A 14,513-nucleotide genomic window follows, 5' to 3' on the forward strand; every position below is an offset into this window, starting at 1 on the left:
AACCTCTTTCTATATTTTAGAAAAACTCATCAAACAAACTCAACTGATTATCCTCTGGCATATTGCCGAGAATGCCCATTTCATCCATCTTTTCAACCAAGGTTGATGAGAGTCCACCACGTTTGCGCAGTTCGGTTTTGGAGAGGAATTCTCCCTCTTCACGCGCACGCACCAACTGCTTAGCAACGTTCTCTCCCAGACCATCCATTGCTACAAATGGCGGGATGAGAGTGTCCCCATCAATGAGGAATTCTGTCGCCTGACTACGGTAGAGATCGAGTTTACCAAACTTGAAACCACGTTCCCACATCTCATTGACAATCTCAAGAGTTGTATAGAGGTCAATCTCCACATTAGAGGCTTCATTGTTCTTCCGTTTTTCAGCGATTTCTTCCATTCTGCGCTTGATGGCATCCAAGCCCGCTCCCATGGTCTTGATATCAAAGGCCTTGGCGCGGATAGAAAAGTAAGCACAGTAGTAATAAATCGGATGGTGAACCTTGAAGTAAGCTACACGAAGAGCCATCATAACGTAGGCCGCCGCGTGGGCTTTAGGGAACATATACTTGATTTTCCCACAGGATTCGATATACCACTCTGGCACTTTATTTGCCTTCATAGCCTCAATGTAGCCATTTCGCTCCTCTTCGGAAATCTTCAGCCATAATCCCTTACGCACCCGTTCCATGATGGTAAAGGCCATCTTAGGCTCGAGACCCGCATGCATGAGGTAAACCATGATATCGTCCCGACAACCGATAACGGTTGATAGGTCCGCAATTCCTTGCTTGATCAAATCTTGGGCATTTCCCAACCACACATCGGTACCGTGGGACAGACCAGACAGCTGAAGCAACTCCGCAAAGGTCGTCGGATGCGTCTCATCTACCATCCCACGTACAAAGTTGGTTCCAAATTCTGGAATTCCTAGCATGCCCGTCGGCGTTCCGATTTGTTCAGGAGTCACGCCAAGAACATCAGTCCCTGAAAAGAGTGCCATCACGCCTTCATCATCCATAGGAATTTCATTAGGATCAATACCAGACAAGTCCTGCAGTTTCCGAATCATGGTCGGATCATCATGCCCCAGTACATCGAGTTTGAGGACGTTCTCATCGATATCGTGGAAGTTAAAGTGAGTCGTTTGCCATTCAGCCGTCACGTCATCTGCTGGATACTGAACAGGCGTAAAGTCGTAGACATCCATGTAGTTAGGAATAACAACGATTCCCCCTGGGTGTTGTCCTGTAGTCCGCTTGACACCAGCCGCACCTTGAGCAAGGCGTTCCACCTCTGCATCACGATAAAACTTCCCATAGTCCCTCTCGTAGCCCTTTACAAAGCCATAGGCAGTCTTGGCAGCTACCGTACCAACCGTTCCTGCACGGAAGGCATATTCTTCACCAAAGATATCACGCACATCCAAGTGGGCGCTAGGCTGGTCTTCTCCCGAGAAGTTCAAGTCAATATCGGGAACCTTGTCCCCATCAAAACCAAGGAAGGTCTCGAACGGAATATCCTGCCCATTTTTGCTGAGTTTGTGACCACAGTTTGGACAATCCTTATTGGGCATATCAAAACCGGAACCATAAGAACCATCTGTGATAAACTCGCTATACTGACACTGACCACAAACATAATGAGGAGAGAGAGGATTAACTTCCGTAATTCCAATCATGGTCGCAACGAAACTGGACCCAACAGACCCACGAGAACCAACCAAGTAGCCCCGTTCATTGGAACGTTGTACCAGCATCTGCGATGCCAGGTAAATCACGGCAAATCCATTCCCCAGAATAGAAGTCAATTCTTTTTCAATCCGCAAATCAACAATATCTGGCAGCGGATTTCCATAAATCTCAAAAGCTTTCTTATAGGTCAGCTCAGCAACCGTTTCTTCAGCCTTGTCGATGAAAGGCGTGTACAAGTCACCCTTAACAACCTCAACAGACTCAAATATTTCTGCCAAGGCATTGGTGTTTTCAATAACCAGTTTACGGGCCAATTCTTCTCCCAAGAAGGCAAATTCATCCAACATCTCATTGGTTGTTCGAAAATGAGCCTTAGGTAGCGGAGCTGGTTGGGCATGTTCACCATGACCGATAGTTCGGTTAATCATCGCACCCTGTCCCAAACTACGGACGATAATTTCACGGTAAATCTCTTCTTCTGGTTCGATATAATGGACATTTCCCGTAGCCAGAACAGGCTTGCCAAGGCGGTCTCCCACCTCTATCAAACTCTTGATAATGGTCTGGAGTTCCTCCATATCCTTGACCTGCTCCTTGGCAATCAATGGAGCATAGATAGCTGGTGGCATAACCTCGATAAAGTCATAATACTTGGCTACCTCAACCGCCGCATCCACACCTTGGGAAACGACTGCATCAAAAACTTCACCTTCTGAACAGGCTGAGCCCAAAATCAAGCCCTCCCGATGAGCATCTAGAACCGTTCTCGGAATCCGGGGCACCCCTTCAAAGTACTTGGTATTGGACAAAGAAACCAGCTTAAAGATATTTTTTAAACCTACTTGATTCTTGACATAGATGGTCGCATGCTTAATCCGAGCTTTTTTATAAGAGTCTGGACTGATCAAATCAATATTTAGTCTAGCTAGATCCGTCACACCATGTTTGTCTGCTACCTCTTTGATAAAGATAAAGAGCAAACGACCAGTAGCTTCCGCATCGTAGTTGGCCATGTGGTGGTGGTCCAGTGTCACACCAAAACGCTTGGTCAACGGCCCCAAACCATGACGTTTATACTCAGGATAGAGATTTCTAGCAAACTCGAGCGTATCGATAACTGGCTGGCTAATTTTAGGCAGACCGTGACGCTCATAATTGGCATTCATAAAGCCAACGTCAAAGGTGGCATTGTGGGCAACTAGGACCGTATCCTTGCAAAATTCTTGGAATTCTTGCAAAACTTGTTCCAGTGGTTTGGCATTTTTGACATGATCATCTGTAATTCCAGTCAACTCAGTAGTAAAAGCTGACAAGGGATGACCAGGATTGATAAATTCATCAAATTCGGCAATGACATTGCCCTTGTACATCTTAGATGCCGCAACCTGAATCAGGTCATTATAGATAGCTGAAAGCCCCGTCGTTTCCACGTCAAAGACCACGTAGATTGCTTCTGATAAGTCCATTTCCACTTCGTTATAAACAATAGGAACACGGTCTTCAACGATATTAGCTTCCATTCCATAGATCAGCTGGATTCCCGCTTTCTTGGCTGCCTTATAGCCATGTGGAAAGGACTGAACATTGCCATGATCCGTGATAGCAACCGCCTTATGTCCCCACTTAGCAGCTGTCGCAACGATTTTCTCTACCTCAGGAAGAGCATCCATGGTTGACATATTAGTATGGGCATGAAACTCAACCCGGCGCTCACCTTCTGGCATCAAATCCTTCCGCTCATAATGAACAACTTCCTGCACGTCCTGCACGTTCATGGTTAAATCTCGTGTAAAGTTATTCATCTCTACATTCCCACGAACACGGAGCCAAGAATTCTTCTTGATGAGGTCAAATTTCTGAGCCTCTTCTTCATTCTTAACCCATTTTTGCATAGAGAAACTTGAACTATAGTCCGTCATCTTAAAGTTAATCAAGACACGACCTGTTCTGGTCACTTTATGCTCGACATCAAAGACTACCCCTTCAAAGACCAAACGATTTTCCTCAGTTGTCACATCAATCATCTGGGTAACTTCTGCCTTATCTAGTTTTGGCTTGGCCGCAGCCTTTTTAGCCTGAAAATCAAAGGCTGGTTTCTCTTCTACCAGCGGAGGAGCCATTTGTTCTAGTTGTTCCATAGCCCGCAGGGCTTCTTCGTTGGCAGCTTGAACGATCTGCTCATTATCCGTATGAAAAGCTTCCTGCTGCTCTTGTGTAAGGGCATCATTCTTTTCTATCTGACAAACAAAAGCTGGGAAACCAAACTTTTCAAGTTGCCTTGCTAGATTCGGAAGATGATTCTTCTTAAAGTGTTCCTTATCAATCGCCTCTGAACCTTCAATAAAGAGCTGATTTCCCTCCGCACGAACTTGCAAATTCTGAAAAAGAGATTTAAATCCTTGGCTTGCACATGGACCTTCAGAAAAAGCCTCCTTGTAGTAGGCCTGTAAGAGTTGATTAGAAAATTCTCGAGAGAGCGCCTTGATTTCAAAAACAGCTTTATTCCCTGTCTTAGAAAATTCTTCACTCAACCCTTTCTTTAACTCTAAAAAGATTTCAATAGGCAAAATTTTAGAAAATACAAAATGAAATTCCCAAACCTTACTAATTTTATGAACCACGACACGCTCAATGCTTGCATCAATAAGAGCAGGATCCTGTCTAAGTTGATCAGATATTCCTAGTTGATTCATTAAAATTTCAAACTTACTTGACATTCAATTTCCTCACATTATTCTCTTACTATTTTACCATAATTAAAGAAAATATATAGCTAGTACCATTTCCCTTGCGATTTAGATAGAAAGGTTTTATCATACTTGTAGTAGATAAAACTATACTGATCCGTAGTCACATATTAAAAAGTGAGATGACATCTCACTTGGCATCTCACTCTTTTTATTCTTAAAATCCATTATTGTCGCTGAGTTCTTTGAACCAGTGGCCTGATTTCTTCAGGCGACGTTCTTGCGTTTCCAAGTCTAATTCGACCAGACCATAGCGGTTTTTATAGCTGTTGAGCCATGACCAGCAATCGATAAAGGTCCAGATTAAGTAACCTTTACAGTTAGCACCATCTTCGATGGCACGATGGAGTTCACGCAAATGCCCTTTGACAAAGTCAATACGATAGTCGTCTTGAATCATGCCATTCTCACGGAATTTTTCTTCCCCCTCAACACCCATACCATTCTCTGTCAGCATCCACTCAATATTGCCATAGTTTTCCTTGATGTTTTGGGCAATATGGTAAATCCCTTGCTCGTAGATTTCCCAACCACGGTGGGGGTTAATCTTACGACCTGGCATGACGTAAGGCTCATAGAAATGCTCAGGCAAGAGCGGGCTGTCAGGATGTTTGGCAAAACGTGGCGCCATGACACGCAAAGGCTGGTAGTAGTTGACTCCAAGGAAGTCAACCGTATGCTCCCGAATGACTTCCAACTCCTCAACTGTGTAGTCTGGCAGCAAATCATGCTCAGCTAAAATTTCCACTAGTTCTTCTGGATAAGTTCCCAAAACAGATGGGTCTAGGAAAGATTGAGCTTGAAAGAGATCCGCAATGCGAGCAGCTTTCACATCAGCAGGATGCTGGCTACGTGGGTAGGCTGGTGTCAAGTTGAGGACAATCCCAATCTTGGAATCAGGCAAAATCTCATGACAGGCCTTGACTGCAAGACTGCTAGCCAGTTGTGTGTGATAGGCTACCTGAACCGCCGCTTTAGCATCTACCTTGTGAGGATAATGGGCATCATAGAAATAGCCAAACTCTACAGGAACGATGGGCTCGTTAAAGGTAATCCATTGGTCCACCAAGTCACCGTAAGTCTCAAAACAAAAACGAGCATAGTCTTCATAAACCTTGACGGTTGCCTTGTTTTCCCAGCCATCGCCGTCTTCTTGGAGGGCAAATGGCAGGTCGAAGTGATAGAGATTGACTAAGAGACGGATCCCCTTGGCCTTAATGGCTTCAAAGACCTCACGATAAAAAGCCACCCCTTGAGGATTGATCTCTCCACGGCCCTGTGGGAAAATGCGGGACCATTGGATAGAAGTTCGGAAGGCTGTATGGCCAGTCTCTACCAAAAGCTCAATATCCTTTTCCCAGTTTTCATAGAAAGTCGATGTTTTATCAGGTCCAATTCCATTGTAGTAGCGATTGGGCTCCACCTGATACCAATAATCCCATAGATTATCTCCCTTACCATCACCAATCACTCGTCCTTCTGTCTGTGGTCCAGAAGTGGAGGAACCCCAAACAAAATCCTTTGGAAATTTTAGCATTGTTATACCTCTTCGTTTACTCATTTTTCCCATTATATAGAAAAAACAAGGTAAAAACTAGTTACATTTTTGCCTTGTTTTTCTTCTGATTATAGTTTTTATTTCTTGCTTAGGATTTCAAGCGTTTCAAGCAAGTTGTCTGCATGAACTTCAATGGTATCACCAGTTGCTTTAATCTTAACTTCTACGATGCCATCAGCTGCTTTTTTCCCAACAGTAATACGGATTGGCAACCCAATCAAGTCGCTATCGCTAAATTTAACACCGACACGTTCGTTACGGTCGTCTGTCAAAACTTCGTAACCAGCGTCCATCAAGCTTCCTTCAAGTTTCTCTGTCAAGGTTTGCGCTTCTCCGTCTTTAACATTGACAGTGATCAGGTGCACATCAAATGGTGCCAATTCTTTAGGGAAGTTAACTCCCCAAGCATAACGGTATTCCCCTTTAGGTGTTTTGTTAACAAAGAGGCGAGCGTGTTGTTCCATAACTGCCGAGAGAAGACGGCTAACACCGATACCGTAACATCCCATGATGATTGGCACAGCACGGCCATTTTCGTCCAAAACATCTGCACCCATGCTTGCTGAGTAGCGAGTTCCGAGTTTGAAAATATGGCCGATCTCGATACCACGCGCAAAGTTAAGGACACCTTGTCCGTCTGGTGAAATTTCACCCTCACGAACTTCGCGAATGTCCACGTATTCTGCAGTGAAATCACGACCTGGGTTCACACCCGTCAAGTGGTAGCCATCTTCGTTAGCCCCCACAACAGCATTGCGAACATCTTGCACCTTACGGTCTGCAATGATTTTAACATTCTCTGGCAAACCAGCTGGACCAAGTGAACCAAATCCTGCTTGAACAACTCTTGCTACTTCTTCTTCGCTAGCTACGTCAAAGAAATCTGCACCCAAGTGGTTTTTCAACTTGACTTCGTTGAGTTGGTCATTTCCAACTAGAAGGGCTGCAACAAGCTCTCCATCTGCCATGTAGAAGAGGGTTTTGATTGTTTGTTCTTCTGGGACATTTAGGAAGGCTGCGACTTCATCGATGGATTTAACTCCTGGTGTTTCCACGCGAGCCACTTCTTCTTCAGCAACGACACGATTGCTTGGTTTGTAGGCGTTTGTTGCCATTTCTAAGTTAGCTGCATAGCTAGACTCACTTGAGTAGGCAATGGTGTCTTCGCCAGAAACCATCCATTTGAGCAATTCTGCCTTGATTTCTTCTTGTACTTCTGCAGGAATTTCATCAAATGAGGCAACTGACTTGTCTAAGACAACCCAGCGGTCAAGGTCTGTACGGGCTGGTGTAATGGCCATAAATTCTTGGCTATCCTTACCACCCATGGCGCCACCATCACCGATGATGGCCTTGAAGTCCAAGCCACTTCGAGTGAAAATTCGTTCATAGGCCGCTTTGTACTCGTCATAAGTCACATCCAAACTATCGTAATTAGCATGGAAACTATAGCCGTCTTTCATGATAAATTCACGCGTACGGAGAAGGCCGTTACGTGGACGTTTTTCATCACGGTACTTAGGTTGGATTTGGTAAAGGTTGAGTGGCAATTGCTTGTAAGACTTAACTGAATCACGGACAATAGCTGTAAAAGTCTCTTCGTGTGTCGGACCTAGGATAAAGTCCGACTTTTCACGGTTTTTCAGTTTATAAAGGTCTTCACCATAGGTTTCATAACGGCCTGATTCACGCCAAAGATCGGCACTGAGAAGGGCCGGAGCTAGCATTTCTACCGCACCAATCTTATCAAACTCTTGGCGCATGATGTTCTTAGCCTTTTCAATCACACGGTTAGCAAGTGGTAGGTAAGAATAAACACCTGCAGAAACTTGACGAACATAACCAGCACGCAACATAAGGGCGTGGCTGATAACTTGAGCATCGCTTGGCATTTCGCGAAGCGTAGGGATTAGCATTTTACTTTGTTTCATAATATTCCTCGATTATCTAAAAGAAGAGTCGCATAATGTCATTCCAGGTCACAGCTAGCATCAAGACAACCATGATAACTACACCAGCCATGGTGACATAGGTTTCAATTTCTTGTTTAAGGGGTTTCCGGCGGATAGCCTCTAGGATATTGAGCACAATCTTTCCACCATCCAAAGCCGGGATCGGAATCAAATTAAAAATCCCTATATTGATGGAAATCATAGCTAGGAAGTAGAGGACATTCTCAAGACCATTTTTAGCAGCATCGCTACTTGCCTTAAAAATGGCAACGGGACCACCGAGTTTGTTCAAATCTGGATGGAAAATCAAGTTTTTCAGAGCCGAAAGGATACGGAGCCCTGAGTCAGCAGCAGTTGTAAATCCACCAACAAACATGGATAGAAAGTCTGACTTGACCCCCGGTTGAACCCCGATAATATAACGTCCTTGATTTTCTTCTGGAGTCACAGTGACTTGTTTTTCGCTACCATTTTCAGAAATGGTCACATCCAAGGTCGGAGCGGTCTTGTCCTTGGTATCTGCTTCCACAGCCTGGGTCAAGTCTTGCCAATTTTTAACCTCATGCGAGCCGACCTTGGTAATTTGAGCGGTCTCAGCTACACCTACCTTAGCCAATGCTCCCTCTGGCATGACATGAAAGAGATTGGTCTGAGTATCTCTAACACCGCCCTGCAAAAAGATCAAGATCCAAAAAACAACAACACCTAAGATAAAGTTATTCATAGGACCTGCAAAGTTGGTGATGAGCTTGCCCCAGATAGAAGCATTTTGATACTGTACATCCAGAGGCGCGATGCGTACTTCGGTACCATCTGCCTCAACAACTGTTGCATCGTGATCCACAGCAAAGGTCTTTTCTTCTTCCAAGACCAAGCCTTTAATGAAGAGCTTATCTTCGAAATCAAACTGGGTTACCTGCATAGGAAGAGCTGTTCGATTCAGTTTCTTCCCAGATAGATTGATCCGTTTGACCTTACCATCGTCGGCAAGTGTTAAACTGACTGGGGTTCCTGTCTTGATTTCTGTCGCATCATCACCCCAGCCTGCCATACGAACATAGCCTCCTAGAGGAAGGATCCGAATGGTATAAGCAGTGCCATCCTTACCGATATGAGCAAAAATCTTGGGGCCCATACCAATAGCAAATTCACGAACTAGAATGCCCGATTTCTTGGCAAAATAAAAATGTCCAAACTCATGCACCACCACAATAATCCCAAAAACGAGGATAAAGGTTAGCAATCCAATCATTCAATATTCCTTTCTTTAGAAGAGACCAAACAAGTGCATGATAGGAAAGACAACTAGCATACTATCAAAACGATCCAACACACCACCATGCCCCGGGATAAATTTCCCAGAATCCTTGACACCAAAATGGCGTTTCATAGCACTCTCAATCAAGTCACCAAACTGACCCGCCACACTGAAGAAGACGGCAAAGAGGCTCATTCTATAAATCCCATAAGGGAGAGCAACTGTGCTGTCTACTAGCATGAAGATTGCTGTTACCAGTACCGCACCTAGAATCCCACCGATAAAGCCCTCAATACTCTTATTAGGAGAAACTCTTGGTGCCAACTTATGCTTGCCAAAATTCATCCCTATCAGGTAAGCTGCGCTATCAGTCGCCCAGACGATAAAGAGGGCCAGAAGCACCTTGTCAAAACCTGCCACCCGAGCATCTAGTAAGGCATTAAAACCAAAACCAACATAAAAACTCACAGCAATTGGAAAGGCAGCATCTTCAATCGTATAGTTTTTACTGAAAACAGTCGTCCCTAGCATTATTGTAATCAGAACACTATAGGCAACCACATTCCCATCAACTGGCAAAAAAGTTAGGTAATTTTCTAAGGGGATTGTGAGGGCAAAGGTCGCAAAGAGGGTCAAAGCGCCCTCGATGGTCATGGTCTTTAGCCCCTTCATCTGCAAGAGTTCATGGACAGCCAGCATCGCTAACAAACCAATCCCTATCTGCAACAAGAGTCCTCCCACAAATAAGACTGGAAGGAAAATAGCCAGGGCCAATACCGCAAACAATGTTCTCTTTTGTAAATCTTGGGTCATATCTTCTCCTAAACTCCTCCAAAACGGCGATTGCGACGATTATAGGCCGTAATAGCCTCCTTCAAAGATGCTTCATCAAAATCAGGCCACAAGGTATCCGTAAAGTAAAGCTCACTATAGGCTGCTTGCCATGGCAAGAAATTACTCAAACGCAACTCACCGCTCGTACGGATAATCAAATCAGGATCTCGCAAATCCTTTGGCAGGCGTTGTGTGAAAAGATAATCCCCTATCATATCTTCTGTGATATCACCAGGATTGATTTTGGCATCCAGAACTTCCTGAGCCAAGCTCTTAAAAGCCTGCGTAATTTCAGCACGACCACCATAGTTAAGCGCAAAATTGAGAATCAAGCCTGTATTGTTCTTGGTCAACTCCTCTGCTTTTTTCAAAGCTTCAAAAGTCGGCTTAGGCAGACGGTCTGTCTCCCCAATCATCTGAATCTTAACATTATTTGCATGTAATTCAGGGACGTAGTTATCATAAAACTCGACTGGCAAGTTCATGATAAACTTGACTTCTTGATCTGGGCGTGTCCAGTTTTCCGTTGAAAAGGCATAGACTGTGATGACCTTAACTCCCATCTTGTTAGCTGCCTTGGTCACCTTTTGGAGGGCTTCCATCCCCGCCTTATGACCAAAAACCCGCGGTTGCATTCGTTTTTTAGCCCAACGGCCATTTCCATCCATGATGATGCCAATATGAGCAGGAACCTGTGTTGGAACCTCAACTTCTACAGCTTTATCTTTCTTAAAAAATCCAAACATGATCTTATTCCTATTCAAAAATCTATCGTTTCATTATACCATATTTCCCTATTTTCTTCTATTGCTAAGTTATTAGCTCTCCGTACAAACAAAAAAAAGGCGCCTGATTGGGCGACTTAATTTTATAGGGAGATTATTATGAAAAAGTTTTAGGAGTTTAAGTTAAGTTCCTCTTAACTTATGAACCTAGTATACCGTCCCTAACTTAAATTTTTCTTATACACTTATACAATAGTATACTTTTTAGGCCTTGTATTATCCTTATTTACGACAATATGAATATCTACTTCTCGTTTAAAATTATATGTTTCAAATGCTAATTTTATGAGGTTAAGCCTATCAGAACTAGTGGGTGTTGAATTTTTGAAACTTATTCTTCCTCCTAAAACAGGGCACACTATTTTTTCCCCTTTTGCATTATTTTCTATATATTCGCAAAGATCATACAGAATTGAAAAATAGTCTCTGAGATCTTCTAAAACCATTGTATCATTTTCATCAAAAGCAGCAATTTTAACTAAATAATATACAGAAGAATTATTCTGCATTGTTACAATTCGATTAGTCTCCCTCCTTACATTTTCTAAATCAAGCACATTAATTCTATTAAGAAAGTGAGAATATACAGACTTTGGACTAATTTTAGTTTTATCAACCGTTAAATCATCATCGGTTGCAATAACTCGGATATAATCATTATATTTCGTCTTGAAAATATCATCATAATAAATCTTTAGATTTAGTTTTTGTGTATTACTCAAAAATTTATATCGATTCTTCTTGTAAATATATGCAATTATAAATGAAACTAACAAGATTAATATTTGACAAATAATATATTTGCTAGGATCGTTTGGAATCAATGGCTGTAAAAATTGTATACTACCAAACCACGCTAATGTAATTGGTCCATACTCTTTAATTTTACTAATCATAATACTCCTCTACATTTCTATAATAGTATTTTGGAGGGTTCTGCTTCATATTTTCATTGAGATTATTTAATCGTTTATTATTTATATCATCTAAATCTATATCGCAAATATCTACATGAGTATTCTTCGATCCTTTATGACTTGAAACTACACGCTTATATTCCTCTTTATAAGGAACAAAAATTTGAACTCCACCCAACTTAGAATAATTTGTTATACTAGTTACGGCCATCAAATCTCTAGAGAGACTCTCAGAAATCTGGTAATAATACTTTATGTCTTTATTATTAGTAATTAGATGTATGACAGTTGGTTATTCTTTAGAAATTTCATATTTCAAATCTATTGAAGTTGCTTCATAACAATTTAAAAAAGCGTGCTTATATCCTCTGAAATTAAATGTATGATTATATTCTTCTTTTGGAATGTACATTCTCCAATTAAGATTCTTGCTTTCGGGTTTACTATGCCTAAATTTATTGTATTCGTCTGGCGAAGGGTATATCTTTGGAATTAGTTGAATTTGAGCATCTTTATAGTCAACATCTTTAATTGTTGTTTTGAGTGGTATAATAACAATTGTTAGATTTAAGATTCTTCCGTTTATAAATATAAAATCTAATCCACCTACTATCAATGTTTTGGTCTTTACGGCATGCTTTACTACAGTAACAATATCTTCAATACTGATCCCTTGCTCAGGAAAAGAAATAATATCAGCATTATATTTATCTGATAAATTTAAAACAGTTACAATATCTGAAAGTGAAGATAAATTTTCTGTTGTCTTCATAAATGTATCTAATTTTTCTTCTGAAGAGTAAATATTTGCTTGAGCAAATCGAAGAGATGATTTTTGCTCATAATCTTCTAGAAGCACATCCTTATTTTCAATTTTTTTAGGATATCCATTATTTTCATTCCACTTTTTGAATAAACTATTTAGTTCGTTAAATTGGTCAGATTCTATTTTCAATTTTTGAAACTCTTCCTCACCAATATACTTGAATATCTTGTATAGTTCTTTTAATTGAATCTCATAGTTAAGTAAATATTTATTTTCTTGATATTTATATTTTGGTTTTCTAAAATTATCTTGTAAACTAACAAATAGCTCATTGTCTTTTTCTAAAAAACATTTATTTAATAAGTCTTCATAACATTTTACAAAAGTACCTATCAATTCATCATCAACAGATTTAATATTTTCTAGTTTATTGTAGAACATAGTTTTAGCTAGATCTTTTTCATCTAACTTCTGTAGATCTTGAGAAATTTTTTCTATCGTACATAACTGATACCAATAATCATATAGTTCTAAAAAAAATTCATCATCAACAAAATCATAAAAATATTTGAGAAACTTTTTTGATAGTTCAATATTCTTTTTATGATTTTCTTTTCTCATACTCCCATAAATAGAATAAAAAATTGTGGAAATTACTCTGCTTAAATGTTTTTTATCCTTGGATATTGTAAATAAATCTGATAATTTTGTAATATCTTTTGTCAAAATATATGCTTTATCAAACTCGTCTTCAAACTCTAGTGGATCAATAATCCTATGATTATCACTAGATAATCTTGAGGTTTCCTTTTCAAATTTTTTCAAATAATTTATATCATTCTTCTCACTTATAATAAAATATAGAGTCTTTTCAAAATTAAGATTTATATAAATATTTTTTTTCTTTAACTTTTCTTTTATTTTATCTAATTCTCCTTCGATATCATTAACAATTTCATTTTTATTATCATTATTAATTTCTTTTACGATAACAAAAGATATATCATCAACATACCTTCCATACTGTATGGGATTGTGTCTAGATTTTATCTCTTTGTCTAACTCTTTAAGATAAATATTAATTAATACATTACTAGGAAAAAAACCTATAGGTAAAATTTTTTGATCTTTCTGAGAAGATAGTTTTTCTACGTACTCCTTAACAGTTTGTAAATCATTATATTTCTCTAAAACACTAAAAACATAATCATTTAATCTGATTACATTTTCACCTACTTCGCTAGCCGTAAGTAACTTTTTAATTTTATCTTCTAGTTCTTTTATATTAATGGAATAAAAACATTTACTGAGGTCTGTCTGCACTAAAATACCAGTCCTATTATTCTCAATCAATGTTTTCACTTCTTTAAAACTTGCATCTCTAAAATCAGAATAGGCTTCAAAATAAGGTTTGAAAATGGAACTTGTATTTTCAGAAACTCGATTTGCATATACATCATTAGATAATTGTCCATTATCTAATTCTCTACCTATAACTTCTACCCAAATTGCTCCTAATATCATTATTTTCAAATCAGATAGTAAGAAATAATTATATTCTATGGCACCATTTATTTTATTTTCTGCAGCAAAACTGATAACATTTTTTTCTCGTTCACATAAATTTTCATCATCTTTGTTATTCAGTTCTTCCTCAGAACGACTAATTTTTTTGAATAAAGGAATGGCGTCGATAAAATAATTCTCTATATCGAACCGAGAACCTTTTATTTCATAAATAACGTTTTCAATTTCCTCTTCTAAATATTCTCTAATTTTTAGAGAGTTCTTATCTGTACTCCCAAACCATTTAACCCAATTATACATGTATCTTTTATTGTATCTTAATTCTGTTAAAATTTTGTTTGCTAAATATTTTTTGTCAACTATACTATCAATATTCATTTGTCCTATAAAATTCCTTCACTTTTCATTATGAACTCAAAAGTCTCTAGCAACTTTCTTACAAAACTTATTATACTATTTAAGTGATTTTAGTTCAATA

9 protein-coding genes are annotated in these 14,513 nt (G+C 39.8%); all 9 read right to left on the reverse strand.

The features are described from left to right. Nucleotides 1-16: 16 nt before the first annotated feature. The gene (locus tag B7708_RS05935) at nt 17-4,408 is read right to left on the reverse strand and encodes a PolC-type DNA polymerase III (RefSeq protein ID WP_084974455.1); all 4,392 of its coding nucleotides are present in this window, start codon (nt 4,406-4,408) and stop codon (nt 17-19) included. Nucleotides 4,409-4,595: 187 nt separating this feature from the next. After that, nucleotides 4,596-5,975 carry a glycoside hydrolase family 1 protein gene (locus B7708_RS05940; RefSeq protein WP_084974457.1) on the reverse strand — a complete coding sequence of 460 codons (1,380 nt, stop codon included), beginning with the start codon at nt 5,973-5,975 and terminating at the stop codon, nt 4,596-4,598. 98 nt (nt 5,976-6,073) lie between these two features. Continuing rightward, a complete protein-coding gene (locus B7708_RS05945) occupies nt 6,074-7,927 on the reverse strand; it encodes a proline--tRNA ligase (RefSeq protein WP_084974459.1) in 1,854 nt (617 codons plus the stop codon). Between the two features lie 16 nt (nt 7,928-7,943). Further along, nucleotides 7,944-9,200 carry an RIP metalloprotease RseP gene (gene rseP / locus B7708_RS05950; RefSeq protein ID WP_084974461.1) on the reverse strand — a complete coding sequence of 419 codons (1,257 nt, stop codon included), beginning with the start codon at nt 9,198-9,200 and terminating at the stop codon, nt 7,944-7,946. 15 nt (nt 9,201-9,215) lie between these two features. Beyond that, nucleotides 9,216-10,019: a phosphatidate cytidylyltransferase gene (locus B7708_RS05955; RefSeq protein WP_084974463.1), complete on the reverse strand. Its 804-nt coding sequence runs from the start codon at nt 10,017-10,019 to the stop codon at nt 9,216-9,218. Nucleotides 10,020-10,027: 8 nt separating this feature from the next. Next, complete coding sequence (locus B7708_RS05960; RefSeq protein ID WP_038805815.1) at nt 10,028-10,786, reverse strand: isoprenyl transferase; 759 nt, start codon at nt 10,784-10,786, stop codon at nt 10,028-10,030. A gap of 224 nt (nt 10,787-11,010) precedes the next feature. Beyond that, the gene (locus tag B7708_RS05965; protein WP_084974465.1) at nt 11,011-11,721 is read right to left on the reverse strand and encodes a macro domain-containing protein; all 711 of its coding nucleotides are present in this window, start codon (nt 11,719-11,721) and stop codon (nt 11,011-11,013) included. Beyond that, nucleotides 11,714-11,953 carry a hypothetical protein gene (locus tag B7708_RS10085; RefSeq protein ID WP_239822466.1) on the reverse strand — a complete coding sequence of 80 codons (240 nt, stop codon included), beginning with the start codon at nt 11,951-11,953 and terminating at the stop codon, nt 11,714-11,716. The genes B7708_RS05965 and B7708_RS10085 overlap by 8 nt, the downstream gene beginning before the upstream one ends. Before the next feature lie 81 nt (nt 11,954-12,034). Further along, nucleotides 12,035-14,413, reverse strand: coding sequence for an RNA-directed DNA polymerase (locus B7708_RS05970; RefSeq protein ID WP_239822467.1), 2,379 nt, complete (start codon nt 14,411-14,413; stop codon nt 12,035-12,037). Between the last annotated feature and the right edge of the window lie 100 nt (nt 14,414-14,513).

It is taken from the genome of Streptococcus oralis subsp. dentisani, from assembly GCF_002096615.1.
Classification (GTDB): domain Bacteria; phylum Bacillota; class Bacilli; order Lactobacillales; family Streptococcaceae; genus Streptococcus; species Streptococcus oralis_U.